The organism is Streptomyces tateyamensis (assembly GCF_003205575.1).
GTDB classification, from domain to species: Bacteria; Actinomycetota; Actinomycetes; order Streptomycetales; family Streptomycetaceae; genus Kitasatospora; species Kitasatospora tateyamensis.
On record NZ_PYBW01000028.1, the window covers coordinates 33405 to 60337 of the forward strand.

A 26933-nucleotide genomic window follows, 5' to 3' on the forward strand; every position below is an offset into this window, starting at 1 on the left:
GACCCAGGGGAGGGACCCCCTGGGGTGATCGTTTTTGGACCGCCGGGGAGGTGGCTCGCCTTGTGTACGGGTCTGGGAGTCCGAAGCCACGCGACCAGTGCCCCCAGCGGTTACTCTCCGCTCTGGCTGGACCAGTCGAGCGCGAGGGCCTGCAGCACCTCTCGCGAGGACGCTTCAGTTCCCAGGTCGTGCTCGTTCGCCAGGTGCCTGAAGGCCTCGCAGAGCGCTGCCGTCAAGGTCGTGAGCTGCGGTTCGAGTTCGCGTACCGCCGCGCGAACTGCTGCTTGCGCCGACGCGCTGCGCGGAGTTGAGACTGCCAGCAGGTCGGTGGTCACCAGGCCGAACTGCTGAAGGAAGTCGGCCTCGGTGAGGCTGTCGTCCAGCACGATCGCCAGAAGCCCCGCCACGCTCTGCTTGATCTCACGCCTCTCCATCGCCCCATGATGCGCCCAACAGGTAAGGGAGGTGGTCAGCGTGGCCGGGATGGGACCGGCGCCCAAGCCTGCTGCTGAGCGGCGCCGGCGCAACGTGGCTGCGAGCTCGACCCGGCTTCCCGCTGCCGGCCGGCCCGGGCCGCCGCCGGCGTGGCCGCTGCTGCCCGACATTGCGAGCAGCGAGCGGCGCGACGCCGCGCAGCGGCTGGCGGACGAGCTGGAGCTGCAGTTGCTGGAGCCCGACCTGACCGGCCGGGCCCGGACCGCAGCCCAGAAGAAGCACGATGCGGCGGTGACCGAGGTCAACATCCTGACGGCACAGTTGGAGTCGGCTGCACGGGTGGAGTCCGAGTTGTGGGCTCAGCTGTGGGCTACGCCACAGGCGGTGGCCTGGGAGCGGCTGCGCTGGGACCGCGAGGTCGCCCAATACGTGCGGTGGAAGGTGCGGGCCGAGCAGGGCGACCTGGACGCGGCCAAGGAAGCCAGGCAACTCGCTGACCGGCTCGGCCTGAACCCGCTGGCGATGCTGCGGCTGCGCTGGGAGGTGGCGGACGATGAGGTCGCCGAGCAGCGCCAGCAGCGGGCGCCGGCCGCCGCGCGGACTCCGCGTCAGCGGCTGAGGGTGGTCGGTACCGATGCCGTGGAGGGGACCTGACTACGCGGGCGAGTTCCCCACGCTGGGCTGGCTGGTCGGGGAGTGGATCGAGGAGCTGTGCGTCGTCCCGGATGGGGACCGGGCGGGTGAGCCGTACCGGCTCACGGACGAGATGTGGCGCTTCCTCGCGCACCACTACCGGCTTCGCCCGGGCGCCCAACCGGGCCAGCGGGCACCGGCGTTCGCCTACCGGCGGTCGCAGTTGGTCAGGCCCCAGAAGTGGGGCAAGGGACCGTTCAGCGCAGCGCTGATCTGCGCGGAGGCCGTCGGGCCCGTGCTGTTCGACGGCTGGGACGCGAACGGGGAGCCGGTTGGCCGGCCGTGGCCGACCCCGCTGATCCAGATCGCCGCCAACTCCGAGGACCAGACCGCCAACGTCTACGCCGCGCTACAGCCGATGATCGAGCTGGGCCCGCTGGCGGACCTGATCCCAGACACCGGCGACACCAGAGTCAACCTGCCGGGCGGCGGCCGGATCGACCCGGTCACCTCCCGCGCGCGGACCCGGCTCGGCCAGCGCGTCACGTTCGTGGTCCAGGACGAAACCGGCCTGTGGACGGTGCAGTCGGGCATGGTCGCGGTCGCGGAGACCCAGCGCCGCGGCCTGGCCGGCATGGGCGGCCGCTCGGTCGAGACCACCAACGCCTGGGACCCGTCCGAGGACAGCGTCGCGCAGCGAACCGCCGAGTCGCGGGTGCGCGACATCTACCGGGACCACACGCTGGCGGACCCGCGCCTGGACTACAAGCTCAAGCGCGATCGGCAGCGCATCCACCGCGCGGTGTACGGCGACTCAGCGAAGCGCCCCGGCGGCTGGGTCGACCTGGCCGCGATCGAGGCCGAGGCCGCTGAGCTCGCCGAAACCGACGTGGCCCAGGCCGAACGGTTCTTCGGCAACCGGATCACCGCCGGCACTGGGACGTGGCTGGAGCGGGCCCGCTGGGACCTGCTCGCCGAGCCGCGCACCGTCCCGGACGGGACCCGGATCGTCCTCGGCTTCGACGGCTCGGACCTGGACGACTGGACCGGCTTCCGGGCCGAGACCCTGGACGGCTACCAGTTCACGCCGGTCTACAGCTCGCTCCAGCTGCCGACGATCTGGAACCCGGCCGAGTGGGGCGGCCAGGTCCCGCGCCTCGAAGTAGCCGCTGCGCTGGACGAGCTGATGCGCCGCTACGACGTGGTGCGGGTGTACTGCGACCCGCCCTACTGGGAGAGCGAAGTCGACGCGTGGGCGGATCGGTACGGCGAGCGGGTGGTCCGGTGGGCGACCTACCGGGCCACCCAGATGCACGCGGCCGCCGAGCGGCTGCTGACCGACGCGACCAAGGCCGACACCACGTTGCGGCACGACGGGTGCCCGATCACCTCGGTGCACGTCGGCAATGCCCGCAGGGCCGCCCGCCCGGGCGGCCGCTACCTGCTCCGCAAGGCCTCACACACACAGAAGATCGACGCCGCCGTGATCTCGATCCTCGCCCATGAGGCGGCCGGCGATGCGATCGCGGCAGGCCTGGCCCGAACCGAACCCGACTCCAGTGTGGTGGTGATGCGCTGATGGCTCTGTCCGACCTGGACGCCGCGGGGTGGCTGCAGCGCCTCGCCCAGGCCCACGACCGGCAGATGACACAGCTGCAGCTGTGGGACGCCTACTACGAGGGCCGCCAGCCGCTCTCGTACATGGCGCCCGAGCTGCTGATGGAGATGGACGACCGGCTGCGGCAGGTCGTGGTGTGCTGGCCGCAGCTGGTGGTTGACGCCCTGGACGAGCGTCTCGACATCGAGGGGTTCCGGCTCGGCGGCGCGGAGCGCGCGGACCGGGACCTGTGGGAGAACATCTGGCAGCCCAACGACCTGGACGAGGATTCGCAGCTCGCGCACGTGGACGCGCTGGCGATGTCGCGGGCGTTCGTGATCGTGGGCGCCGGCGACTCGCGGATCGATCCGCCGGTGGTGACGGCCGAGAGCGCGCTGCAGGTCTTCGCCGAGCGTGACCCGCGTACCCGCAAGGTGCTGGCAGCGCTAAAGCGTTGGGAGGAGGTGCAGCCGGACGGCTCGTCCGAGTTCCACGCCACCGTGTACCTGCCGGACGCCACGGTGTCCTACCGGCGCACCAGCGCGGCCGCGGTGTGGGAGCAGAGCGACCAGGACGAGCACAGGCTCGGTGTCGTGCCGGTGGTGCCGTTGGTGAACCGGTCCCGCCTGGCGGACCGCTCGGGCCGCTCCGAGCTGACGTCGGTGGTGTCGCTGTCGGACGCGGCCTGCAAGATCGCCACCGACATGATGGTCGGCGCAGAGTTCCACGCGATGCCCAGACGCTGGGCGACCGGGATGGCCGACGACGACTTCAAGGACCCGCAGGGCCGCGTCGTCAGCGCGCTGTCCCGGATCGCCGGCCGGGTCTGGGCCAGCCGAAACGAGAAGGTGACGTTCGGGCAGTTCCCCGAGGCGAACCTGACGAACTTCCACGACACGCTGAACGCGCTCGCGCGGATGGTGTCGGCGATGTCCGGACTGCCACCGACCATGCTCGGCCTGGCCAGCGACAGCCCGCCCTCGGCGGACGCGATCCGCGCGGCCGAAGCCCGGCTGATCAAGCGGGCCGAACGCCGCCAGCGCGCCCTCGGCGGCGACTGGGAGCAGGCCATGCGGCTTGCGCTGCTGATCCGTGACGGCGAAGTGCCGCCGGAGGCCCACCGGATGGAGACCCTGTGGCGGGACGCCGCGACCCCCACCTACGCACAGAAGGCCGACGCCGTCACGAAGTTGGTGGTGGCCGGGATCATCCCGCGCGAGCAGGGCTGGGAGGACCTGGGCTACTCGGCCGCGCAGATCGCCCGCATGCAGGCGATGGAGGAGGCGGCGTTGACCCGGCTCACCGCGGCGGACCTGGACGCGCTCTCCGGGGCCCCCGGCGGCACGCTGCCGGGCTCGCCCGCCGCCCGGGCGGCAGTGACCGGCGGCCCGTCAGCCGGCATCGATGGCTGACACCCAGACGCTGACGGACCTGGTCGCCGCCTACGGCGCGAGCCAGCGCCGCGCCGTCGTCCAGGCCACCTCGACCACGGACCGGTTGTGGGCCGCGCTGGGCGCCGCCGCGGACGACCTGTCCGCGGCGTGGCTGGGCGGCATCGGGCCGGCCCTGGTCCGCGCGCTGACGGCCGGCCAGCTCCAGGCCGCGAGCAGCGGGCAGCCGTACGTGGACGCCGTGGTCAGCGCCGACGGCGAGGCCCCGGACTACCTGCCCGGCGCGAGCAGGGTGGTGCCCTCGGCGCTGGCCGGCGTCGCCACCGACGGCCGGGCGCTGGACTCGCTGCTCTACCTGCCGGTGATCCGCACCAAGACCCTGCTGGGCGGCGGGATGACGCTGCAGCAGTCGCTGCTGGGCGGTCTGGTCGACCTGCGCCGGATCGTCACCAGCGAGGTCACCGATGCCGGCTCGGCCGCCGCCCAGGTCGCCATGACCGCCAACCGGACGGTGACCGGCTACATCCGGCAGGTCCGCTCGGGCGCGTGCGCCCGGTGCATCATCCTGGCCGGCCGCTGGTACCGCTGGTCGGCGGACTTCCAACGCCACAAGAACTGCCAGTGCTACGGCGTGCCCGCCACCCGGGCGCGCCCCGGCAGCCCGCAGGACCCCCGCGCCGTGTTCGACCGGCTCAGCGCGGCCGAGCAGGACCGCAGGTTCGGTGCCGGGGACGCGCAAGCGATCCGGGACGGCGCCGACATCTTCCAAGTCGTCAACGCCCGCCGCGGCATGACGACCGTGGACGCCTTCGGGGCGCGCCTGGCCGCGACCCTGGAGGGCACCAGCCGCTTCGGCACCTACTACAAGCGGGCCCGCACGCTGGAGGAGGCGCGTACCGGCATCCGGTACGCCCACTCCCGCGCCGAGCTCGCCGCCGGCCTGCCCCGGTTCACGCTGCAGGCCCCGCGCCTGATGCCCGCGGAGATCTACCGGCTCACCTCCGACCGCGCCCAGCAGGTCCGCCTGCTGCGCCAGTTCGGCTACCTCGCTGCCTGACCCGTGCTCAACGCCGGGCGGGCCCAACCCGCATCGGGAGACCGCCATGAGGACCAGCATCTGGTTCGACCTGCACCGCCACGACGACCCCACCCCGCCCGCACCGCCGACGCCGACCGGTACGGACTCCGGCGCGGACGACGAGGCCGCCCTGGGCGACGCCGGCAAGCGCGCCCTGGAGCGCGTCAAGGCCGAGCGGGCCGCGGCCAAGGCCGAGGCCGCCGCCGAGAAGCAGCGCGCCGACGACCTGGCCGCCAAGGTGGCCGCGTTCGAGGACGAGAAGCGCACCGACCTGGAGAAGGCTCAGGCCGCCGCCGACACCGCCGCCAAGCAGGCCGCGGCCGCCACCGCCCGCGCGGTGCGCGCCGAGGTCAAGGCGATGGCCGCCACCTCGTTCGCGGACCCGAGCGACGCGACCGCCCTGCTCGACCTGACCCAGTACACCTCCAGCACCGGCGAGATCGACGCAGCCCGCATCGCCACCGACCTCGCCGCCTTGCTGCAGGCCAAGCCCCACCTGGCCAAGCCCGCCACCACCCCGGCCGGCCCTCGCCCGGACGCCGGCCAGGGCGCCCGCCCCCCGGCACCGACCGCCGACTTCCGCACCGCCGACCGCACCGCCTTCGCCGCCGAGCTCGCCAAGTACGGCATCCGACTGTGATCCACGTGCGCGCCCGCCTGGGCGCCGGCCGCACCTCCATCGAGGTGACCGGCCACGAGGAACACGAGCGGGGCGGCCGCGTCTGCGCCGCGGTCAGCGCCATCACCCAGACCGCCCTGCTCGGCCTCGACCAGGTGGCCGCGCAGCACCCGGACCTCGTGTCCGTGGAGATCACCCAGGAGAGCACATGACGACCACCCAAGGCCCGGCGCGCGCGCCGTGGTTCGACCTCGCCCGCCACAACGTGCGCTGGGCGCTCCCGGCGAGCTTGCAGGCCATCATGCAGAACGGCCTGCTGGACCGCACGTTCCAGGACTCGCTGGTCCCGCAGTTCCTGTACGCGGCCACCGCCACCGCCGAGGCCTGGGCCGGCGGCCTGGGCGACACCAAGACGTTCACCCGCACCGGCCTGATGGCCCCGGTCCCGACCGCGATCACCGGCAACGACGCGTCGACCGGCACGTACGGCGTCGAGCAGTGGTCCGTGAGCATGGACCAGTACGGCAACGCGATCGACACCAACATGCTGACCTCCAGCATGTCGCTGGCGTCCAAGTGGCTCCAGGACGCCAAGACCCTCGGTGTCAACGCCGGGCAGTCCATCAACCAGCTGGTCCGCGGCCGCCTCTACACCGCCTATGCGGGCGGCCGGACCTGGGCGACCGTCAGCTCGTCGTCCAGCACCAGCCTGACCGTGCAGAACGCGGCCGGGTTCGGAACGGTGCTGTCCAACGGTGTGCAGATCCCGGTGTCCGGCGCGACCCCGCTGAGCATCACGATCGCCGGCGTCGCCAACACGGTGACCGGCGTCAACACCACCACCAACGTGCTGACGCTCGGCACCGCGGCGACCGTCGCTGTCGGCGCCGCCGTCATCGCCTCCACCGCCCCGGTGTCGGTGCGCGCGACCGGTGCGAACACCGCCTACGACCTCACGAGCTCCAACACCGCCACCTTCGCCATGTTCCGCTCGGCGGTCGCCCGCCTCCGGTCCATGAACGTGCCGACCGAGGGCGGCTACTACGTCGCTCACGTCGACGCGACCACCGAGGCCCAGTTGTTCAGCGACGCGGATTTCAAGCAGGCGTTGCAGGGCCGGGTCGACTCCCCGATCTACCGGGACCTGTCCATCGGGCGCTTCGGCGGCATCGACTGGGTGCGCAACATGGAGTCGCCGACCGTGCTGGGCGGGTCCGCCGGGGCGCTGACGGTGCACCGCCCGATCGTCATGGGCGCCGACTGCCTGGTCGCCGCGCCGTTCGAGGGCACCGCGTCCCTGCTGGCCGGCACCGGCGTGGAGGACGTGCCGCTGATCGAGATGATCGACGTGGCGCCCGCCGTCCAGGTCGCCCGGATCGTGCGCCCGCCGCAGGACCGCCTGCAGCAGGTGCTGTCGACCGCCTGGTCCTACGTCGGGGACTTCGGTGTCCCCTCCGACGCCCTGTCCGGCGACAACGCGGTGTTCAAGCGCGCCGTCGTCCTCGAACACGCCTGATCGGGGGTCAGCCATGCGTATTCGACTCCTGAAGTCTCACCGCTTCTGGTGGAACTACGGCATGCACGAGCTCGCCGCCGACACCGAGCACGAGGGCGAGCTGGCCCGTCACCTGGCCACCACTGGCGCGGAGGTCGAGATCCTGGAACACGACCCCGAGCCCGAGACGGCCTCCGAGCCGGACCCGGAGGGCGGCGACGGCCAGCCGCCGGCCGAGCCGGTGGACCCGAGCGGCCTGGACATCGCCGGCACGATCGACACCGTGCTGTCCTGGGTCGGCGAGGACCCGGCCCGGGCCCGGCATGCGCTGGAGGTCGAGCAGGCCCGCGACGGCGCCCGCGCCACCCTGGTCAACCGGCTGCAGCAGCTGGCCGGCCCCGTAGTCGAGTGAGCACCCCGCCGCAGACCGGGCCGCCTCTGGCCCAGGTGGCGGACCTGCAGACCGCGATGCAGCGGCCGGTGGACGCCGCACAGGCCGCACTGGCGATCCGCCGGGCCTCCGCACGGGTGCGCAAGTGGACCCGGCAGACGTTCACGTTCGTGCAGCAGGAGACGATCGTTGTCGACGGCGGGGACCGGATCCTGCGGGTCCCGGACCGGCCCCTGGTGGTCGACGCCAACAACCCGCTCGGCGTGGTCGAGTTGGCCGACCTCGGCGGCGTCCAGCTCACCCTGGTCGAGCAGCGCGACTACATCCGCAACGGCGACGAACTGACCCGCGGCTACCCCTGGTACGCCCCGGGCCGGCTCATGGGCTGGCCCCGCCGCAACCTCGGCATCTGGGCACCCAGAGTCCAGCTCACCTACAGCCACGGGTACGCGACCGTCCCCGACGACGTGATGGACGTCGTGCTGGACCTGGCGTCGATGAACCTGACCAACCCGCAGAACCTGCGGCAGGAGGCGATCGACGACTACAGCCGCACGTTCGCCTCGGAGACCATCGGCAATGCCCAACTCACCGACGCCCACAAGGAAGAGCTGGCCTCATACCGGGTCAACCTGGCCTCGGTGAGGCCGACGTGAGCAGCTCACTCGACCAGGTCCTCGCGGCGGGACGCCTGGCGCACCAGCAGCTGATGGTCGACGCCTGCACCATCACCCGCCCCGGGCCGGCCACGCTGGACCGCACCACCAGCCACCTCACCCCCGGCACCGCAACGGTGCTCTACTCCGGCGCGTGCCGGGTCAAGGCCGAGCGGCTGCCTCGCGATAGGCAGGCCGGCGAGCGGTTGACGGTCGCGGCGCGCTACGAGCTGGCGCTGCCGTTCGCCGCGGTCCCCGCCGCCGAGTTGCGGGTCGGGGACCTGGTCACCGTCACGGCCTCCGGTGACGGGCGGCTGGTCGGCCAGGTCATGGCCGTGATGGCTGTCGACTTCGGGTCCACGGCCACCGCGTGGCGGATCACGATCGAGGACACCACGTGAGCACCCCGGCCGTCCTGCCCCATGTCGACGCGGTCACCGCCGTCCTGACCACCGCCCAGTTGACCGTCTATCTCGGCGGCGCCCCGCAGGGTGTTGCACCCCCGTACGTCGTCCTGTACCCGGATCCGGGCACCCCGGCGCCGGCCAGCCTCGCGGACGACCGCACCCGCTTCGTCGGGGTCCTGCAGGCCACCGCCGTCGGCGCGACCGCCGAGCAGGCCCTGAACGTCATGGACCGCTGCCAACAGGCGCTGTCCGCACCCTTGCAGGTGACGGGCCGCACCAGTTGGCGCCCGCAGGCCCTGGACGGCCAGCCCGTGCGCCGCGACGACGACGTGACCCCGCCCGTGTTCTACGCCGTGGCCCGATGGCGGCTGCGGTCCATGCCCCAGTAAGGAGAGCCCCCATGGCCCTGCTCCCCATCCTGACCATCAAGGCCTCGGGCATCAGCCCCGCCTACGGCGCTGCTTCGGCTGGCGGCGACAAGGTCAGCCTGTCCGCCCCGAACACGTTCCTGCACGTCAAGAACGGGGGCGCGTCCAGCATCACCGTCACGGTGACCACCCAGAACAACGCCTACAAGGGCCTGACGGTGCCCGACCGCATCGTGACCGTCGCCGCCTCCGGTGAGCAGATGATCGGCCCTTTGGACGCCGCCCTGCACGCGGACATCAACCAGCAGGCGTCCGTCGCGTACTCGGCCGTCACGACCGTGACCATCGCCGCGTTCCGGCTCTGACCCCCACCCCCTGAAGGAGGTTCGAACATGTCTGACCTGATCAGCGACGGCAACATCAAGGTCGCCTGGGTGTCGAGCGTCGCGAGCATCACCGCGCCGACCGCCGCCGAGCTCAACGCGGGCAACGACTGGACGACCCGGCTCACCCCGGACGGCCTGAAGACGGACCCGACCACGGCGGACGTCAACACGTCCTCGCTCGGGTCGACGTTCGACACCGCGGTCCCCGGCCGCAAGAGCTACCAGGCGGAGATCACGTTCAAGCGCGGCTCCACCCCGACCGAGGACCAGCCGTACACCACCCTGGGCTACGGGGTGACCGGGTTCTTGGTGGTTCGCCGCGGCACCGCGTTCGCCACCGCGTTCGCCGCCGGTGACCGGGTGGAGGTCTACCCGGTGGCCTGCAAGGAACCGCAGAACATCGCGCCCACCGCGAACGAGATCCTCAAGGTAATGGTGGGTCTGACCGTCACCTCGGACCCGGCGACGCACGCGATCGTGGCCTGATGCCCGACATCACCGAACTGCTGGCCCGGGCCACGCCGCGCGAGCTCACCGTGCCGGTCTGCCTGGACGGCCAGGCCGCCCAGGACGCGGCCGACCTGCAGCTGCAGCTGGAGCAGGCGGCCGGCTGGCAGGCCACCTCGTTGGGCGACGTGCACCCGGGCGCCGCCCTGGCCGCAGACCTCCAGGTGGTCCGGGCCCGGGTGGCGGCCGCCACCGTCCACGTCCGGCTGGTCGCGATCGGCCACACCGCCTACTCGGCGCTGCTGGCCTGCCACCCGGCCCCGGCCGGCAGCAACGAACGGTACGACGCGGCCACGTTCCTGCCCGCGCTGGTCGAGGCCTGCGCGGCCGAGCCGCGCCTGACCGCCGAGCAGGTGGTCCTGCTGCTGGAATCGGTCAACACCGGCACTGCCGAGCAGTTGTTCGGCGCCGCGCTGCTCGTGAACGAGGAGCCCAGCCCGATCCCTTTCTGAGCTCGCGCCTGCAGGACCCGGGGCTGCCGTACCGCAGGGAGCTGGAGGCCGCCCGCGCCTGGGGGGTTCCCCGCTCGATCCTGCTGGGCCGGCCTATGCCAGGCCCGGGTGAGCCGCTGTGGCTGCCAGAGGACCGGTGGTGGGCGCTGGCGCTGCTGGAGGTGGAGGCGAGGGCGTGCCGCGACTGCGGCCACCCCAGCACCGACACCACGGACCCGGCGGGTGAGTACGCCTACGACGCCGAGGTGGTGCGCTGCCACGCCTGCGCGGCGGGCCACCGCCGCGTCACCGCCCTCCAGGAACAGGGCGCCAGCACGGCCGGCCTTCAGGTGCACATCTACCGCAAGGGAGCCGCGAGTTGAGTCTGATCGTCACCGGTCTGACCGAGGTCGTCACCGCGCTGCAGCGCGCCCCCAATGCCCTGCAACGCAACGTGCGCACCGCGGTGGAGCGCACCGCCCGCACCGTGCGCGACGACGCCCGATCCCGCATCCGCGGGCATCGCTACCTGCCCCGCTACCCGGCCTCGATCACCTACGACATCACCGCCACCGCGGCCGGCGTCACGGCCGAGATCGGCCCCGACAAGGGCCGCCCGCAGGGCGCGCTGGGCAACATCGTGGAGTACGGGACCAGCAAGAACGCGCCGATCCCGCACCTGGGACCCGCGCTGGACGCCGCCGAGCCCGATGTCGAGGCCGGCATCAACGCCGCCGTGCAGGACGCACTGGCCTGATCATCCGAGGAACACCATGCCCCGCCCCGCCGCAAAGCCACTGAGCCCCGCCGCCAAGCCGCTGACGTTCGCCCAGATGCGCGAGCGGATCTCGCGGCCGCGCCGCACCGTGCCGCTGGTCCTGGACGCCGAGGCCGCCGCCGAGACCGAGACGCTCGCCACTCTGCTGGAGCGGGCGGTGCTGCACGACCAAGCCACCGGCGCCGGCACCGCCCGCGCGATCGCCGAGCTCCTCCAGGCCGCCGAGCAGCGCGCCCAGGCCTCGCGCGTCGACCTGGTCCTGCAGGCGGTCCCGCACACCGCCTACCGGGATCTGCGCCGCGAGCACCCGCCCACCCGCGAGCAGCTGGAGCGGGCCGCCAAGGCCAACCAGGGCGAGCCCGCGTTCGACCCCGACACCTTCGCCCCGGCCCTGGTCCACGCCCAACTGCTCTCCCCGCGGCCCGACAGCGCGCAGGAGTTCGACGCCTGGTGGTCCGAGCTGTCGGACGGCCAGCTCGCCGCCGCATGGTCTGCCGCCCTGGCCGTCCAGCTGCAGTACGCCGAGCCGGTGCCGAGCGTGCTGGCCGCCGACGTGATCGCCAACTCCCCGGGGAGCACACCCGGCACCCACTGATCCGCGCCCGGCCGGGCCCGACCGTGAAGGGAGGCCCTGCAGATGACGGATCGCACGGTCCTGGTCCGCGTCGTCGCGGACACCGCCCAGTTCGGCCCCGAGATGGTCGGCGCCGCCAAGAAGGCCACCGTTCTCGGCGACGCCACCGCAGCCGCCGGGCGCGGCACCCGTGCGATGGCCAAGGAGGCCGGGGGCGCCGAAGCGGCGATGGTGGGCCTGGGTACCGGTGCGCGCGGCGGTGCGGCCGGCGCGGCCGAGGCCGAGGCGCAGGCCGCCAAGACCGGGCGGGCGGTACGCGCGGCCAGCACCGAAGTGGACGCCGGCGCGGCCGCGTTCGGCCGGATCGGCACGGCAGGCCGTGACGGCATGGCCGCCGTCGAGCACGGCGCCGAGGGCGCCCTGGAGATGACCACCCACCTGGGCACCCTGCTGGCCGGCGGCGCGCTGCTGCTGGGCCTGCACGACATCGTCCACCAGGGCAACGAGTACAACGACGCCCTGCAGAAGTACCAGGAAGTCACCCGCGCCTCCGGTGCCCAGATGGCGGTCGCGGGTGCGCAGGCCCAGGCGCTGGGTGCGGACCTGAAGCTGCCGACCGCGACCGCCGCCGAGGCTGCCGACGCGATGGTCGAGCTGGCCAAGGCGGGCTTGTCCGCGCAGGACGCGGTCACCGCGGCACGGGGCACGATCCAGCTCGCGGCCGCCGCCCGCACCGATGTCGCCACCGCCGCGAAGATCCAGGGCGACATCCTGGACGAGTTCAACCTCAAGGCCACCGACTCCACCCGCGTCGCGGACATCCTCGCCAACACGGTGAACAGCACCTCCGGCGAGTTGATGGACCTGTACTACGCGATGAAGTACGTCGGGCCCACCGCCCACAGTCTCAGCATTCCGCTGCAGGACGTCGCCACCGCGGTCGGCCTGCTCGGCAAGTCCGGCATCATCGGCGACACCGCCGGCACCAGCCTGCGCAGCGCCCTGGTCAACATGGCCAAGCCCACCAAGCAGGCCAGGGAGGGCCTGCACGAACTCGGCATCGAGGCCTTCGACAGCCAGGGCCGGTTCAAGGGCCTTGAGTACGTCATCACGCAGCTGCACACCGCCCAGGAGCACCTGAGCGAGCAGCAGTTCACCGCGGCCGCCGCGATGGCGTTCGGCAAGCCAGCGCTCAGCGCGATGACCGCACTGGCTCACCAAGGCGGCGAGGCGTTCCAGCAGTTCGGCGTGCAGGTCGGGCGGGCTGGCGGCGCGGCCGCGCTGGCCTCCGCCGAATCCAAGGGCCTGGGCGGCGCGATGCGCTCCCTCGGCAAGGAGATCTCCAGCGCGTTCCTGCAGGTGTACCTCGGCCTGGCGCCGACCCTGGAGGGCATCACCCGCTGGATGTCGTCCGGCGTGTCGGCGGCGATCCCGCACGTGCAGCGCGGCATCAAGGACGCCACCGACCTGTGGACCATCTACGGCCCCACGGTCGAGCGGATCCTGGCCCAGGACACGAACCGGATCGCCACCGCGGCCGGGCGGTTCGCCGCGCCGGTCGGCCGGGCGCTGCTGACCATCGGCCAGGACTCCATCCCGGTGGCCGTGTCCGGGTTCCACGCGCTGGAGACCGTCGTCCACAACGCCGGGTCCGCGGTCGTCCCGCTGGTCGGCGGCCTGCAGTCCGTGGTCACCTCCGTCTCCTCCGGGGCAGGCGCGGTCAGCGTGCTGACGGGCCGTCTGCAAGTGGGCTTCAGCCTGTTCGGGGGCCTGTCCAGCGAGCTGCGGCCACTGGCCGCAATCGTCGGCGACCTCGGGCACGCGTTCGCCGGGCTGCCCGGGCCGATCCAGCTGTCCATCCTCGGCATGATCGCCATGCGCCCGTTTCGGCCGCAGATCCAGGCCCTGCAGGACACCGTCACCGGCTACGGCCGCTCCGCCACCGCCACCTTCAACGAGGTGCGCGGTTCGATGCAGCTGCAGTCCATCCTGGCCGAGCAGGCCGGCGTGTCCCTGGGCAAGTGGGGGTCCGGTTTCGCCGCGGTCGAGGCGCGGGTGCCGGTCATCGGCGAGATGGCCACTAGCTTCCGCACGACCAGTGCGGCGGTGGAGGAGGGCGGCGGCAAGCTCGCGGGCTTCCGCGGCAACCTGGCCGGTGTCGCCACGGCGGCCGGCGTCGGCGCCAAGGCGGGGCTCAAGGGCGCGCTCAGCGGGGTCGTCAGCCTGCTGGGCGGACCGTGGGGCATCGCGATCGGCGCGGCCATGATCGGCCTGGACATGCTGGCCCAGCACCAGCAGGAGGCCGCGGCCGCGACCGAGGCGCACCGGCAGCGGATCTCCTCGCTCGCCCAGGCGCTGCAGCAGTCCAACGGGCAGATTGACGCGTCGGTGAGGTCGGCCACGGTGCAGACCCTGGCCGACGCCAAGCTCAAGGACGGCAAGACGCAGTTGCTGGACGTGATGCAGCGCGCCGGCGTCTCCACCCTGCAGCTCACCGATGCCTACCTCGGCCAGGGCGACTCCCTGACGGCGCTCCACGATCGCCTGATGGCGGCCGCGGAGGGCTACAAGACCGTCTACAACTTTGACAGCGACGGCAATGTGTTCTACACCTACGACCAGCAGGGCAAGGCGATCCTCAAGGCTGCGGACGCGATCAACTCCCTGACTGGGGAGGCGCCGGCGGCGATCGCCAAGCAGAAGGACCTGGCGGCCGCCATCGCCGGATCCGGTGCCGCGGCGGGCAACGCGACCGACCCGGCGGGCAGGCTCAAGAAGATCATCGGGACGCTGTCCGACACCACCGCCGATGCCGACACCCGGGCCCGCTCGCTGCACGACGCGCTGACCCTGCTGTCCGGCGGCGAGCTGGACGTCCAGGCCGCGACCGCCAAGGCCAACCAGTCCGCGCTCGACCTGGCGGCCACCTACAAGGACAGCGTCGACCACGCCCGGGGGTACGGGGCGGCGCTGCTGCAGGTCGACGGCTCGCTGAACACGACCTCGGAGAACGGTCAGCAGCTGTGGAACAAGCTGCAGGACCTGAACTCGGCGGTGGCCGGCGCGGCGCAGGCCACCTACGACCTGGCGACCGCCAACGGCGCCGACCTGCCGACCGCACTCAAGGCGGCCGAGGCGCCGATGCAGCAGGCGTGGCAGCAGGCCGTCACCGCGGCGCAGCAGTTCGGCCTGACTGCCGACCAGGCCAAGAACCTGGCCGCGCAGATGGGGTTCATTCCGTCGAATCTGGCGATCACCCTCGGCGTCAAGGGCCTCGGGGAGACCCAGGCGCAACTGCTGTACGTGCAGGGCCTGGCCGGCCACCTGCCGCCGGGCGCCACGATCAAGGTGTCGGCGCTGACGGACGACGCGGTGAAGCAGCTGCGGCAGGTCGGGATCGAGGTGACTTCGCTGCCGGGCGGCCGGCAGATGGAGATCACGGCCCCGACCGACAAGGCGGCCGCGGCGCTGGACGCGCTGATCGCCAAGGAGGTGCCCGGCAAGCAGGTGGACGTCACGGCGCAGACCAGGCAGGCCATCGCCGACCTGGACACGGTGGGGCGCACCGTGCAGGCGCTGCCGGGAGCGCACACGGTCACGGTCGCGGCGCTCACCCAGGGCGCGCTGGATGCGCTGCACGCGGTCGGCTACACCACCGAGACCCTGCCGGACGGCCGGGTCAAGGTGACCGTGCCGACCGGGGACCCGCTGCACTCCCTGCAGCAGATCCAGGACCAGATCAACGCCCTGACCGACAAGACGATCCACGTGAAAACGATCAACGATTTCACGATCACCGGAGGCACCGGGCCCTACGGGAACAAGCCCCTGCCGAACGCGGACGGCGGGATCTACAGCCGGGCGATGGCTGCGGGCGGGATCACGACGGCCGCCGACGGTCTGTCAGGCCGTCAGGCCATGGTCGCGTCCCGGCCGATCCTGTGGGCCGAGGCGGGTCCGGAAGCGTACATCCCGCTGTCCCCGTCCAAGCGGCAGCGCTCCACCGCGCTGCTGGGCCAGGTCGCCGGACAGTTCGGCTACCAGCTCGTCCCCGCTCGGGCGATGACGGCTCTGGCCCCGGCCTCGGCCGGCCCGAGCTACGACCAGCGCACCACCAACGTGCACCTGCACGGCGCCCAGCAGAGCGACGCCGAGCAGCGCGCCGACCTGGTGAGGCACCTCCAGTTCGTCAGCTGAGAAGGGGAGGTGCGCGTTGGTGTACACACCCGGGTCCGCGGTCGGGCCGATCCGCGTCGACCTCACCCCGCAGGCCGCCGGCGTCGCGCCGGTCAGCCTCGGGGTGGTCGACGCGGCCGGCGTGGCCTGGGTCCTGACCGGCCTGGACGGCTGGGACAGCCCGGACACCCGCACGATGCAGTACGCGGAGCGGCAGGCCGACCACGGCAGTTGGGCGGGCCCGACCTACCTGACGGCCCGGGTGCTCACCCTGACCGGCACCATCGTGGCGCTCGACCAGGCCACGCTGGAGGCCGCGATGGAGCAGCTGCGGGCCGCTGTCGGGGTCTCCGACGTCGTCCTGACGGTCCGCGAGACGATCCCGAAGCAGTGCACGGCGCGGCGGTCCGGCAAGCTGCTGCTGGAGCGGATCACGGACCGCACGGCCACCTACAGCGTGCTGGTCACGGCCCCGGACCCGCGCCGCTACTCGACCACGCTGCAGCAGGGCTCCACCGGGCTGCCGTCCACCACCGGCGGCCTGGTGCTGCCCCTCACGCTGCCGCTGACGATGTCGTCCACGACCGTGTCCGGCAGCATCACCGCGGCCAACGCCGGGAGCATGGCCACCCGGCCTGTGCTGACCATCACCGGGCCGGTCGTCCAGCCCGTGATCACCGTGCAGGCGGCCGGCGGCGCCGTCACACAGCTCGCCTACGGCGACCAGCTGGGCGCCGGCGACACGCTGGTGCTCGACTGCGACGCCCACACCGCCGTGCTCAACGGCACCGCCAGCCGCCGCCGCTACCTGTCCGGGCCCTGGCCCGAGATCGCCGCCGGCTCGACCGCGACCCTGCTGTTCCGCGCGGCCTCCGGCAGCGCACCCGCGACGCTGAGCGCCTCCTGGCGCTCCGCCTGGATGTAGGAGGCTCCACTTGGCCAGGTCCCCGCTGTGGACGAGCACGCTGTCCTACGACGCGCACACGATGCGGGTCGCCGGCGCGCTCACCGCGATGTCGGACGGCACCAGCCGCGGCGGCCGCCAAGGCACCCGGCCCGGGCCCGACCTGACGGTCAGCATCGCCGGCACCACCCTGACCGTCACCACCGGCAACGCCATCGTCTCCAGCGCGGCCGGCGAAGGGGTCTACCACGCGGAGATCGACACCGCCTGGACCGGCAGCATCAACGCCGCCGACGGCACCTACACCCGCATCGACCTGGTGTACCTGCGCGTGTGGGACCAGGACCTGGACGGCACCGGCCTGCGCAAGGCGGACATCGTCTACCTGGCCGGCACCCCGTCCGGCAGCCCGAGCGCGCCGTCCATCCCCGCCGGCCAGTACGGCGTTGCGCTAGCCACCGTCAACGTTCCGCCGTCCGGCGGCGGCGCGGCCTCCGTCAACAACGCTGCCCGGCCCTACACAGTCGCGCCGGGCGGGATCCTGCCGGTGTCGAGCACGGCCGACCTTGCCGCGGCCGGCCTTTACGTCGGGCAGGCCCGCTACAACACGACCCGCGGCGTAGTGGAGTACTGGACCGGGAGCGCCTGGACCGCACAGGGCGACTGGTCCGCCTACACCCCGACCTGGAGCGGCCTGTCCGCCCTGGGCGCGGCCACCGCCGCCGGCCGATGGACCCGGATCGGACGTACCGTCATGGCCCAGGTCTCCCTCCTATGGGGCGCCAGCTCCACCATCGGCGGCGGCAACATCAGCGTCAGCCTGCCAGTGGCCGCCTCCGCCTCAACGATCAGCGCGGTCGGCGACGGCTACATCATCGACGCAGGCAACCCGTGGAAAGCTGCCCGCTCGATCATCACGAGCGGCTCCAGCACGGCGAACGTCTTCGCCCTCAAGAACTCGGACATCAGCTACTGGCCGCCCGGCAGCGCCATCAACAGCTGGGCCTCCGGAGCCGAGATCCACCTGTCGTTCGCCTACGAGGGCACATGACGCAGCAACCCGTCACCCTGGCCTGGTACGGCTGCAGCCTGCAGACCGGCGCCATCGCCGAGGAACTGCGCGCCCTCACCCCGACCCAGCCGCTGCAGCGCCGCCTGGGCGCCTCCACCAGCACCGCGTTCGGCCTCGCCCTGGCCGGGGCGCCGGCCGCGTGGGAGGCCGCGACCGACCCGGGACGGACTCTGACCGTGGGGGTCGACACCGCGACCGGCCAGATCGTCTGGTCCGGGATCCCGCTGCCGCGCGCTGGCGGCAGCGCCCCCACACTCGACCTGGCCGCAGTCACCCCCGAGTGCTACCTGGACCGCCGCTACCCCGGCAGCTACTCGGCCACCAGCACCGACCTGGCCACGATCGTGCAGCAGCTCGCGACCCCGATCCTCACCCAGGGCCCCGCGATCACCCTGGACACCACCGCCTGCGGCACCCTCGGCAACTACACCGTGGCCGACACCGACGACAAGAGCATCCTGTCCTGTCTCCAAGAGATCGCCGCCATGGATGGCGCCCCCGAGTGGACCATCGACACCGTCTGGGCCAACGCCGCCCAGACCGCCGTCCAGCTGGTCCTGCGAATCAAACCCGCGATCGGCGTCCAATCCACCAACCCCGAGGCGGTGTTCGACATGCCGGGCTGCGTGACCGCCTACACCCTGACCGAGTCGTTCGAAAGGGACAAGGGCGCCACGAGCGTGATCGCCCGCGGTGCGCAGACCGCCGCCGGCCGCGCCAGCTCCACCACCCACCTGGCCACCGCCCAACTCTCCTCCGGCTGGCCACTGTGGGAGACCCGATTCCAACCCGCCGCGGCCATTACCGACCAGGCCTCGCTGGAGGCCCACGCCGCCGCCGCGCTCGCGCTCATGGCCACCGGCAGCCGCGCCTGGACCATCAGCGCAGCCGCCTCGGCCTCGCCCCGCCTCGGCCAGTCCTGGGCGCTCGGCGACTCGGTCCGGCTGCGCGTCACCAGTTCCCCCCGCCACCCGGACGGGGCCGAGACCGTCGCCCGCGCCTACGCCTGGTCCCTCGACGCCGGCGCCGACCAGGTGCAGCCGATCCTGCTGGAGGGTGTGCAGTGACGTGACCCGACGCCTGGACCAACTCCCCGCCACACCAGCCGACCTGGCCGCAACCGTGGCCCGACTGCAACGCGACATCGCCGAGCTGCGTGCCCGCGCCCCGGACCTGTCAGCAGCGGACGCCCTCATGCCGCCGCTACCGACCAATACCAGCGCGTGGCCGGCCACCTCGGCCGCGGCCTGGACCACCGTCGCCTCCTGCTCGAACCTGGCCTGGCACCCCGGCCTGCGCCTGGTCCTGGCCACCATCGCCACCGGCGGGGCCGCCGGCAACGTGCGCGTGCTGATCGGCGGCGTGCAGTGGGGCCCGACCGTGGCCGCCGGTACGACGTTCGACAACACCGGCCTGCTGCCCGGCGTCGCCCTCGGCGCCCAGTACCAGCTCAGCGTCCAGGCCCAGCTCACTTCCGGCAGCGGCAGTGTGGCCGCGCAGCCGCAGCTGATCCGCTCTATCCCCTGACCCCTCGGGAGCACCGTGCGCACCGTCACCACCGTGGTCGCCGCCGATCAGGTCACGCTGACCAACTACCTCGACCAGCTCGCCGCCGCCGAGTACCTCGCCGCACGTGCCGGACAGGCCGGGCCCTCCCAGGCCGGACAGCCCACCGCGTGGGGCGAGTTGTGGCTCCTGGCCCTGGCCCGCACCAGTGCCGCCACCCCCGGGCAGTGGCAGGTGTACGCCCTCACCAGCGAGGACGACCTCCCCGGCTGGCCCTACAGCACCAGCCAGTACACCGGCGGGATCCGCACCCCTGCCGACATCGCCCGCGCCCTGGCGGCCACCGGCGACACCTGCGTCCTGCGGCACTACGCCGGCTTCACCGTCACCTCGGCCACCGCCGAGACCGTCACCTTGAACTGACCGGAGGAACCATGCAGTTCGTCACTCGCGACCAGTGGGGCGCCCAGCCCCCGAAGGCGCAGCTGTCCGACATGCCGACCGCGCGCGGCGTCAAGGTCCACTGGATCGGCGGCCCCTACCAGACCCCGGCCGACCACGCCCAGTGCGCCGCCGAGGTCCGCGCGATCCAGCAGGAGCACCTGTCGGACCCGGTTCAGCACTGGATCGACATTGCGTACAACCTGGTCGTTTGTGGGCACTCGGTGGTCTTCGAGGGCCGCGGCGCCGGCAAGGAGAGCGGGGCCAACGGCAACCAGCCGCTCAACCTCGCGCACTACGCCGTGTGCGCGATCCAGGGCACCAACGAGCCCCTGACCGACGCGCTCAAGTCCGGGCTCCGGGACGCGATCGAGTACCTCCAGGCCAACGGCGCCGGCGGCGAGATCCTCGGCCACCGCGACGGCTACTCGACCGACTGTCCCGGTGACGAGCTGTACGCCTGGGTCCACGCCGGCGCACCGCGTCCGGGCGGCGGCTCGCCGAGCCCAGCCCCCGCACCGCAGCCGGCCCCTGCGCCGCACCTGACCGCGCCGCCGTTCCCGGGCGAGCTCCTCGAGGTCGAGCAGCCGATGCTCCACGACGACAACGTGCGGCGCTGGCAGCAGCGCATGGCCGACCGCGGCTGGCCGATCACCGTCGACGGCTGGTACGGCGGACAGTCCGCCACCATCTGCCGCCAGTTCCAGGAGGACTCCACCGCCCACGGCTGGCCGCTGACCGTGGACGGCGTGGTCGGGCCGCAGACGTGGCGCGCGTCCTGGGAGCGCCCCGTCAGCTGACCGGCAGTCACCCAACCCCAGCAGCAGCCGGCCAGCTCCTCCTGGAGGTTGGCCAGCTGCCCGCCCCACGCTCACGCCACCGATCGGAGAACAACCATGGCCAACGCCCCCATCGAGACCAAGGTGCGCTGGTCCAGCGCTGCCGCGCTGGTCCTCGGCCTCATCATCACCGGGCTCAACTCCGGCGCGGAAAACAGTGCGCTCCTCGCCCCGCTGCCGCAGTGGGCGCAGTCCATCATCACGCTGATGGGGCCGCCGCTGGCGGTGCTGCTGGCGGGCTGGGCCGCCCCGCACTCGCCGCGGCCGGCGCCGGACCCGGCCGCTCCGGCGGCGCCGGCCGCCGTCTCGGTCCCGACCGTTCCCCCGGCGGTGACCGACCCGGGCAGCGGCGCGTGACCGACTCCACCGGGGTCGGCAGCGTGGACCTGCTCGTCGTCTGGGCGGGCGCCGTCGTCGCGCTGGCGGGTGTGCTCGCCCTGGTCTGGCGGGGCACCCGCGGCCTGCGGCTACTCGGCCGCCGCGTCGGCGAGGTGGTCGATGACTGGCAAGGCACCGACGCCCGACCTGGCGTCCCGGCCCACCCCGGGGTGATGGTACGGCTCGGCGCGATCGAGGACCGCCTGGCCGCCGTGGAGCATGAGATGCGGCCCAACAGCGGCAGCAGCCTGCGCGACGCGCTCGACCGCGTTGAAGTCCACATCGGCACCGCGCCGAAGAGCAACACCTGACACCCAAGCGCCCCGCCCGGCTCCGGCCGGGCGGGGCGCTTCGTCGCGTCTACGGCTCGCCGAGGCCGGCGGCCTCCAGGCCCGCGGCGGTGAGCGGCTGGATGGTGGCCGGGTCCCAGCGGACCCAGCCCCATCCGCTGGCCGGGTCCGGGTCTTTGCGCCAGCGGACGAGGCAGACCCAGCCGCTGGGCAGGCGGCGCCATTGGGTGAGCAGGCCTGGTTGCCAGCGGCCCTCGATGTGCAGGATCACGATCTGCCAGGCATCCCGCATAGGCGTCCTGCCGGGGCCGGCCATCTCGGCCGGGTCAGCGCGCACGGCGTCGTCAGGGTGCTGGTGGGGCTGCTGGGACACACGACCAGTATCGCGCACACGTTCGAGTGACCTAGGGGCCCTGCTCAGGCGGTGCGCATGCGATGGAGTAGCAGCAGCGCGGCGACTGCGTTGGCGCTTCGGATCTCGCCCTTGGCGATCAGCTCAGGCACGCTGGCCAGCGGCACCCACTCGCGCCGTTCGGACTCGAAGTCGTCCTCTGGGTGGCCGACGTACTCTGCCCGCTCCGACCAGTAGACGTGGTGGCGCCCGTCGGCCAGGCCGTTCGAGGGCTCCACGGTTAGTAGGTGCTTCAGGGGGCCCGGGCGCCAGCCGGTCTCCTCCAGCATTTCGCGCGCGGCCGCTTCCTCCAGCTCCTCGCCATCCTCGACCACGCCGGCCGCGAGCTCCCAGCCCCAGCTGTCGGTGATGAAGCGGTGCCGCCAGAGCAGCAGCGCCTCGCCGCGCTCGTTGACCGCAGTGGCCAGTGCTACGGGGCGCTGTCGCAGGAGGTAGTGGTCGAGGTGCCGACCATCGGGGAGCTCGACGTCGGCGAGGTTCACCTTCAGCCAACGGTTCTCGTAGACGGTGTGCTCGCCGAGGTTCTTCCACACCGACACGCGCTTCTCCATTCCTGGCCTGTATAGACGGGGTCAGCCTAGTCAGCTACAGCGGCACCGCGAGGGACGCGTCGATCCGCTCGACCGCGTCCCGGGCCGCCGCAGTGCGCTGCGCGCCGAGTTGTCGGCGCAGCGCCACGAAGCGGTCGCGTAGCCGCTGGGACTCCATGCCGACGGCCAGATTGAGCGCGGCAATCGCGTTGCCCGCGGCCTGCTCGACCTCGTTGCGGCCGAGGTCGACTGTCGTCAGGGTGGCCATGCGGTGGACCTGGCCACGTGCGTGGGCCTGGACGCGTACGGCCTCCTCGGCGTAGCTACGGGCCGGGGTCCAGTCGCCGAGACTGATCAGCGCCTCGGCGAGTTGCGCTTCGACGAGCCCGGGCTGCACGTAGCCGGTCTCTGGCGGCTCTTCCTCGGGGCGGATGGTGGCTGCGGCGGCCTCGGCGCGGGCCATGGCCCGATGCGCTCCAGGGATGTCGCCCATCCTCGCGAAGGCCTTGGCCTGCATGGCGTGCAGGTCGGTGGCCAGCGCCGGGCTGATCCGGTCGCCTGCGCTGCGAACGCCAGCCTCGGCGAAGGCCACGGCCTGCCGGTAGTCCTTGAGGAATAGCGCCTGGTTCGTGAGCAGGGCGACGACGTAGCCGCCAAATGCCCGGTCCCCGGACGCCTTCGCCAGGCGCAGTGCGTGGTGGAAGTAGCGCTGCGCGAGGCCCTGGTGGTCCGAGTCGTAGGCGCAGATGCCAGCCACGGCGACCAATCCGCCGGTCGCCCGCAGGAGGTCGCGGCCGACCGCATCCGAGTACGTCCCACGCACCAGCGGCGCCGTGTGGTCGGCAAGGAATCCGACGACACGGCCGCCGGTGGCCACTCCCCCTGAGGCTCGGTACATCTGCTCGTAGCGGCTGCGGGCTGTGCGGAGCATCGCGAGGTCGGACTGGCCGACTCGGCGGGTTCCGGCGTGGGATACGTCTGCGTCGTCGGGCGGGTTCTCCCACTCCCAAACCGGCACGATGGCAGCGGTACCCACTATGGCGGGCGCTGTGGCGTGCTCTACGCGCTGCTGCTGGTCGGAGCGCCACAGGGCAGCGGCGCGGTCCACGAACGCGCCGAGCGCAGTCGGCTGCGGCATGGCGCCTGGCTGCCCCATGCCGATGTCGTCCAGGCTGATCGGCCTACCCAACCGGTGGCTGAGGATGTCGCAGATCAGGTCGGGCGCGGCGCCGCGTGGACGTTGTCCGCGAAGCCAGCGGGTGACGGCGGTGTGGTCATAGCGCGTCTGCTTGCCGGTGCTGGCGCTGGCTTGGTTCACTCGGGCGGCGAAGCCGGCGTGGGACCAGCCGGCCTCTTCGAGGAGTACGTCGAGCTGCGTGTTTGGCCCCATTGGAGCACCTCACAAGGGACTTGGCGGTCCGTCGGACTCTACTCGCCTTGAGTTCACACGGGGTGTGAATCGAGTACTCGACATGGCGCGTTGCACATCCTGTCCGCGGTGGTGGGCGCGCCGGAGCATTGAGTCATGGCAGTGACGTTGAAAAAGGGCGTGGTGCGAATCGCCGCGTATGGACGAACGCCCACGGGCGATCAACTGACTGGGAAGGCCTGCATCGATTGCGGGCGCCGCGGTGTGGAGTTGTCCCCTGCTGGCCAGTACTACACGCGATCGGGGAGGGCCCGGCTCGGTTGGGCGGTTGTGGCCTGCCCCGAGCACGCGCAGGCTGCGGAGGTGACCAGATGACCCCCGAAGAGCAGGTGGCCCGATGGGCCGTCATGCCGCCCGAGATCTGGCTGGCCGGCGCGGACCGCTCGTCCGCCCGCTACGACACGGTGATCCGGTGGGAGCAGGACCGGGCCTACATGGCACCGCTGCCGTGCGGGGTCCGCTGGCACGCCCTGCGGATGCCCGAGGAGTTGGGCCTGGCGGTGCTGCGAGCGCTGCTGGCGACGGCGGCCGCGCAGGCACTCGGCCCCGTCCTCCACGACCGGACCGAAGGCCTGACGGTCTGGCTGCTGCCGGTGGAGCCCGACACCGGTGCGGAGTGGGAGCGGCTGGACCCCGTGCTCGTCCTGCTCACCGCTGGCCATACCCTCCAGGCGCCGGGGCCCGAGGTGCTGGGCGGCGAGCCGGTCCGCTGGGCGCACTGGCCGCAGATCCCGGGCACGCTCACGCCGCCGGACCTGCTCGCGCGAGCGCTGGGCCAGCACCTGGCCCTGGCCGGGCCGCTCCAGGACGGGAGCAGCTGATGGCGGCGGAGCCCACGCCGCCGGTGGTGAAAGGGCACTGCGTGTGCTGCGGGGAGTACGCCGAGGGTCCGCGGTATGAGTCGTCGACGCCGTCGGATCGGTACGACCTGATCGACGCTCACCCGGGCTGCCCGGGGCGGCCGCCAGCTGACAGGTGGCGGCCGCGACTGATGAAGCGGGGCCGGTCGTGATCGCGCTCTGGGCCCTCGTGCGCCGGCCGCGGCGCTGCCTGCTCGGCTGGCCGAGCTGTCCGCTGTGCGCCGGGGCGCTGCGGTGAGCGCGCCGGCCAGCTTGATGACGATCCGCGTCTACTCCGTCGGCGAGGACGGCCGGCGCCATCCTCGGGGGGAGCAGCGCATCGTGCTGCAGGACGGCACCTCGCAGCATGTCCGGCCGCTCACCGGGGAGTGGCCGCCGTGCGCGTGCTCCCGCTGCCAACCCGCCCAGTAGTCACCGTCAGAGAGGACCCCCATGGGCCGCAAAGAGCGACGCCAACCCAGTCAGTCGGTCGTGGACCACACGCTCAGCTACACCGAGGAGGCGCGGATCGCCGTCGAGCACGGGGACAGCCCCGCCGCACAGATCATGATCCGCAAATCCGTCCGGGCCGCGCAGGGCCTGCCCGTCCGCAACTATGCGGACGCCGACGAGGCGCGCGAGATCAGGGAGGCCGGCGACGGCTGACGGCCAGCCGGGCGGCCATCTACTCGTCGCGGTGCAGGCGCGCTGTCGGCACCTCGAGAGCGGTAGCGATGGCGAGGTAGGCGTCGATGCTCAGGCCTCGGCTGCTGAGCTCGATGCGGTAGACGGACTTTCGGTCGATGCCTGCCCTCTCGGCCAGGTCCTCCTGCGACCAGCCACGCTCTGTCCGCAGCGCCCGGACGCGGCGACCGATCGCGGCGCGTTCGTCGAGCTGGGTCGGGGTGAGAGTAAACCTGGCAGACACCTAGATCACGCTGGGCGCCATCAGTGATCATGTCTGCACCCAGCTGGGGCCAGATCGCAGGATTGGCTCACGTCCAACATGGGGACTTCTCGTTGAACATGTGACAGTCTGTGCAGCGCATTCGAACAGTCGTTCGCAGCGGCCCCCACCCCTGCACTCCTCGCCTAGCCACCCCCAGGTGGAGGGCGAGGTAGAACCGAGCCCCGCCAGCAACCAACTGGCGGGGCTCGGCGCGTGAGTGCCGGGACGGACCCCCGATCGCCGCTCAGGCGTGATGACACGTCATCACCACGGACAGCGGAGAGCGCCTGACAGCGCCTCGCGGCGCCTGACAGCGGGAGTGTTTTCCCAGCTAGACGCAAAGCCGCAGGTCAAGTCTGTGTAACAAATCGGGTTCGAGTCCCGTCGCTCACCCCAAGACCTGAGGGCCTGATCTCCTGGAGATCAGGCCCTCAGGCGTTCTCCGCCGACGAGTCGTCTGCCCGCCGTCGCCGACTCGGCATCAGCAGCATCGGGAACCCCTGTGCGATTCACTTACTCGTGAGTAACATGACCGGCATGACGACTACTCCCATTGGCCAACTGCTGGCCGACACCGTCCCGATGGTCCGCACGCTGAACCTGGCCTACCTGGAGACCACCCCGGAGCGGGCTGTGCTCCAGCTGCCGGACCAGCCGGAGTACCGCAACCACGTGGGCGGTCCGCACGCCGGTGCGATGTTCACCCTCGGCGAGTCCGCCAGCGGCGCGATCGTGCTGGCCGCCTTCGGGGACCAGCTCTCGCGCGCGGTGCCGCTGCCGGTGACCGCCGACATCGCGTTCAAGAAGGTGGCCAAGGGCGTGGTGACCGCGACCGCCACGCTGGGCCGCCCGATCGCCGACGTGATCGCCGAGCTGGACGCCGGCCAGCGCCCGGAGTTCCCGGTCACCGTGGAGATCACCCGCGAGGACGGCGCGGTGACCACCGTGATGAACGTGCTCTGGACCCTGCGCCCCAACAGCTGAGTCCACCCGCCACCCGGCGACCAGTACCCGGCGCGCGGTACCCGGCGCGCGGTCCGCCCGCCGCCGCGCGACCGGACCGGTCGGGGACCGACCGGATTCCCCGGTCGAACCTGCCGCTCCGTCAGATCGGCCGAAAATCGTCCCCGGGCGACAGTGCGCGGGCAACGGGCAGACACTGCACCGCGCTCGGGGGCACGGTCCGGACCGACGCGGACCGGACGCCCACAACCCGGACGACCGCGGACCGGACTCCCGCTGACCGGACGTCCACGCCCCGGACGAACGGCTGCGGACCGGAGGTCTGCGTGACCTTGCCCCGGCGCGGCTCGTTCTCCCCTCACGTGCGAGCCAATCACGCGTTTCCCGCGCCCGAACCGCAGCCCGCCGCCCCGGCGGCGTCCGACCGGGCGGGGGGCGAGGGGCCGGCGCACCGGGTGC

34 protein-coding genes are annotated in these 26933 nt (G+C 72.5%); 29 read left to right on the top strand and 5 right to left on the bottom strand.

The window, feature by feature from the left end; translation table 11 throughout:
• Positions 1-110: 110 nt before the first annotated feature.
• Positions 111-434: a hypothetical protein gene (locus tag C7C46_RS08900; protein ID WP_146259026.1), complete on the bottom strand. Its 324-nt coding sequence runs from the start codon at positions 432-434 to the stop codon at positions 111-113.
• Between the two features lie 40 nt (positions 435-474).
• Between C7C46_RS08900 and C7C46_RS08905 the strand changes: the two genes are divergently transcribed.
• From C7C46_RS08905 to C7C46_RS09030, 26 genes are all read left to right on the top strand, one after another.
• Positions 475-1089, top strand: a complete 615-nt coding sequence (locus C7C46_RS08905) for a hypothetical protein (RefSeq protein WP_110667527.1) — start codon at positions 475-477, stop codon at positions 1087-1089.
• The gene (locus tag C7C46_RS08910) at positions 1070-2647 is read left to right on the top strand and encodes a hypothetical protein (RefSeq protein ID WP_110667529.1); all 1578 of its coding nucleotides are present in this window, start codon (positions 1070-1072) and stop codon (positions 2645-2647) included. Before C7C46_RS08905 ends, C7C46_RS08910 begins: the two co-directional genes overlap by 20 nt.
• Positions 2647-4077: a phage portal protein gene (locus C7C46_RS08915; protein ID WP_110667531.1), complete on the top strand. Its 1431-nt coding sequence runs from the start codon at positions 2647-2649 to the stop codon at positions 4075-4077. The genes C7C46_RS08910 and C7C46_RS08915 overlap by 1 nt, the downstream gene beginning before the upstream one ends.
• Positions 4070-5113, top strand: a complete 1044-nt coding sequence (locus C7C46_RS08920; RefSeq protein WP_110667533.1) for a VG15 protein — start codon at positions 4070-4072, stop codon at positions 5111-5113. The genes C7C46_RS08915 and C7C46_RS08920 overlap by 8 nt, the downstream gene beginning before the upstream one ends.
• Positions 5114-5159: 46 nt before the next feature.
• Complete coding sequence (locus C7C46_RS34880; RefSeq protein WP_181442265.1) at positions 5160-5774, top strand: hypothetical protein; 615 nt, start codon at positions 5160-5162, stop codon at positions 5772-5774.
• A gap of 5 nt (positions 5775-5779) precedes the next feature.
• Positions 5780-5965, top strand: coding sequence for a ribosomal-processing cysteine protease Prp (locus tag C7C46_RS08930; protein ID WP_245984306.1), 186 nt, complete (start codon positions 5780-5782; stop codon positions 5963-5965).
• Positions 5962-7269 (top strand): major capsid protein, encoded by a 1308-nt coding sequence (locus C7C46_RS08935; protein WP_110667537.1) that lies wholly within the window; start codon positions 5962-5964, stop codon positions 7267-7269. Before C7C46_RS08930 ends, C7C46_RS08935 begins: the two co-directional genes overlap by 4 nt.
• Before the next feature lie 13 nt (positions 7270-7282).
• Positions 7283-7660, top strand: coding sequence for a hypothetical protein (locus C7C46_RS08940; RefSeq protein ID WP_146259027.1), 378 nt, complete (start codon positions 7283-7285; stop codon positions 7658-7660).
• The gene (locus C7C46_RS08945) at positions 7657-8295 is read left to right on the top strand and encodes a hypothetical protein (RefSeq protein ID WP_110667541.1); all 639 of its coding nucleotides are present in this window, start codon (positions 7657-7659) and stop codon (positions 8293-8295) included. The genes C7C46_RS08940 and C7C46_RS08945 overlap by 4 nt, the downstream gene beginning before the upstream one ends.
• Positions 8292-8696 carry a DUF6093 family protein gene (locus C7C46_RS08950; RefSeq protein ID WP_110667543.1) on the top strand — a complete coding sequence of 135 codons (405 nt, stop codon included), beginning with the start codon at positions 8292-8294 and terminating at the stop codon, positions 8694-8696. Before C7C46_RS08945 ends, C7C46_RS08950 begins: the two co-directional genes overlap by 4 nt.
• The gene (gene gp17, locus C7C46_RS08955; protein WP_110667545.1) at positions 8693-9091 is read left to right on the top strand and encodes a tail completion protein gp17; all 399 of its coding nucleotides are present in this window, start codon (positions 8693-8695) and stop codon (positions 9089-9091) included. The genes C7C46_RS08950 and gp17 overlap by 4 nt, the downstream gene beginning before the upstream one ends.
• A gap of 11 nt (positions 9092-9102) precedes the next feature.
• Complete coding sequence (locus C7C46_RS08960; protein WP_110667548.1) at positions 9103-9435, top strand: hypothetical protein; 333 nt, start codon at positions 9103-9105, stop codon at positions 9433-9435.
• A gap of 27 nt (positions 9436-9462) precedes the next feature.
• A complete protein-coding gene (locus tag C7C46_RS08965; RefSeq protein ID WP_110667550.1) occupies positions 9463-9942 on the top strand; it encodes a phage tail tube protein in 480 nt (159 codons plus the stop codon).
• Complete coding sequence (locus C7C46_RS08970) at positions 9942-10415, top strand: hypothetical protein (protein ID WP_110667552.1); 474 nt, start codon at positions 9942-9944, stop codon at positions 10413-10415. The genes C7C46_RS08965 and C7C46_RS08970 overlap by 1 nt, the downstream gene beginning before the upstream one ends.
• A gap of 95 nt (positions 10416-10510) precedes the next feature.
• Positions 10511-10777, top strand: a complete 267-nt coding sequence (locus C7C46_RS08975) for a hypothetical protein (protein ID WP_245984307.1) — start codon at positions 10511-10513, stop codon at positions 10775-10777.
• Positions 10774-11151 carry a hypothetical protein gene (locus C7C46_RS08980; RefSeq protein WP_110667556.1) on the top strand — a complete coding sequence of 126 codons (378 nt, stop codon included), beginning with the start codon at positions 10774-10776 and terminating at the stop codon, positions 11149-11151. The genes C7C46_RS08975 and C7C46_RS08980 overlap by 4 nt, the downstream gene beginning before the upstream one ends.
• A gap of 16 nt (positions 11152-11167) precedes the next feature.
• A complete protein-coding gene (locus C7C46_RS08985; RefSeq protein WP_110667558.1) occupies positions 11168-11767 on the top strand; it encodes a hypothetical protein in 600 nt (199 codons plus the stop codon).
• A gap of 42 nt (positions 11768-11809) precedes the next feature.
• Positions 11810-15943: a phage tail tape measure protein gene (locus tag C7C46_RS08990; protein WP_110667560.1), complete on the top strand. Its 4134-nt coding sequence runs from the start codon at positions 11810-11812 to the stop codon at positions 15941-15943.
• Between the two features lie 19 nt (positions 15944-15962).
• Positions 15963-16847: a phage distal tail protein gene (locus C7C46_RS08995; RefSeq protein ID WP_245984308.1), complete on the top strand. Its 885-nt coding sequence runs from the start codon at positions 15963-15965 to the stop codon at positions 16845-16847.
• 10 nt (positions 16848-16857) lie between these two features.
• Positions 16858-17877, top strand: a complete 1020-nt coding sequence (locus tag C7C46_RS09000) for a hypothetical protein (RefSeq protein ID WP_110667562.1) — start codon at positions 16858-16860, stop codon at positions 17875-17877.
• Positions 17874-18965, top strand: a complete 1092-nt coding sequence (locus tag C7C46_RS37270) for a hypothetical protein (protein WP_110667564.1) — start codon at positions 17874-17876, stop codon at positions 18963-18965. Before C7C46_RS09000 ends, C7C46_RS37270 begins: the two co-directional genes overlap by 4 nt.
• 1 nt (position 18966) lies before the next feature.
• Positions 18967-19425: a hypothetical protein gene (locus C7C46_RS09010; protein ID WP_110667566.1), complete on the top strand. Its 459-nt coding sequence runs from the start codon at positions 18967-18969 to the stop codon at positions 19423-19425.
• Positions 19426-19440: 15 nt separating this feature from the next.
• Positions 19441-19827, top strand: coding sequence for a hypothetical protein (locus C7C46_RS09015; protein WP_110667568.1), 387 nt, complete (start codon positions 19441-19443; stop codon positions 19825-19827).
• A gap of 11 nt (positions 19828-19838) precedes the next feature.
• Positions 19839-20645 carry a peptidoglycan recognition protein family protein gene (locus C7C46_RS09020; RefSeq protein ID WP_110667570.1) on the top strand — a complete coding sequence of 269 codons (807 nt, stop codon included), beginning with the start codon at positions 19839-19841 and terminating at the stop codon, positions 20643-20645.
• Positions 20646-20741: 96 nt separating this feature from the next.
• The gene (locus C7C46_RS09025) at positions 20742-21041 is read left to right on the top strand and encodes a hypothetical protein (protein WP_110667572.1); all 300 of its coding nucleotides are present in this window, start codon (positions 20742-20744) and stop codon (positions 21039-21041) included.
• Positions 21038-21373: a hypothetical protein gene (locus C7C46_RS09030; RefSeq protein WP_110667574.1), complete on the top strand. Its 336-nt coding sequence runs from the start codon at positions 21038-21040 to the stop codon at positions 21371-21373. Before C7C46_RS09025 ends, C7C46_RS09030 begins: the two co-directional genes overlap by 4 nt.
• A gap of 49 nt (positions 21374-21422) precedes the next feature.
• Here C7C46_RS09030 and C7C46_RS09035 read toward each other — a convergent pair whose 3' ends face one another.
• The 3 genes from C7C46_RS09035 to C7C46_RS09045 are packed head-to-tail and all read right to left on the bottom strand — an operon-like array spanning position 21423 to position 23684.
• Entirely contained in the window at positions 21423-21725 is a 303-nt protein-coding gene (locus C7C46_RS09035) for a hypothetical protein (RefSeq protein ID WP_146259028.1), read from the bottom strand.
• 44 nt (positions 21726-21769) lie between these two features.
• A complete protein-coding gene (locus C7C46_RS09040; protein ID WP_110667579.1) occupies positions 21770-22315 on the bottom strand; it encodes an NUDIX domain-containing protein in 546 nt (181 codons plus the stop codon).
• Positions 22316-22349: 34 nt separating this feature from the next.
• Positions 22350-23684, bottom strand: a complete 1335-nt coding sequence (locus C7C46_RS09045) for an NsdA family TPR-like regulatory protein (protein ID WP_110667581.1) — start codon at positions 23682-23684, stop codon at positions 22350-22352.
• 350 nt (positions 23685-24034) lie between these two features.
• Here C7C46_RS09045 and C7C46_RS09050 point away from each other — a divergent pair, with 350 nt between their 5' ends.
• The gene (locus C7C46_RS09050) at positions 24035-24544 is read left to right on the top strand and encodes a hypothetical protein (RefSeq protein ID WP_110667583.1); all 510 of its coding nucleotides are present in this window, start codon (positions 24035-24037) and stop codon (positions 24542-24544) included.
• A gap of 510 nt (positions 24545-25054) precedes the next feature.
• The gene (locus C7C46_RS34885; RefSeq protein ID WP_181442266.1) at positions 25055-25228 is read left to right on the top strand and encodes a hypothetical protein; all 174 of its coding nucleotides are present in this window, start codon (positions 25055-25057) and stop codon (positions 25226-25228) included.
• 19 nt (positions 25229-25247) lie between these two features.
• Here C7C46_RS34885 and C7C46_RS09065 read toward each other — a convergent pair whose 3' ends face one another.
• Entirely contained in the window at positions 25248-25490 is a 243-nt protein-coding gene (locus C7C46_RS09065; RefSeq protein WP_110667588.1) for a helix-turn-helix domain-containing protein, read from the bottom strand.
• A gap of 558 nt (positions 25491-26048) precedes the next feature.
• Here C7C46_RS09065 and C7C46_RS09070 point away from each other — a divergent pair.
• A complete protein-coding gene (locus tag C7C46_RS09070) occupies positions 26049-26495 on the top strand; it encodes a DUF4442 domain-containing protein (RefSeq protein WP_110667625.1) in 447 nt (148 codons plus the stop codon).
• The last annotated feature ends 438 nt before the right edge of the window (positions 26496-26933 follow it).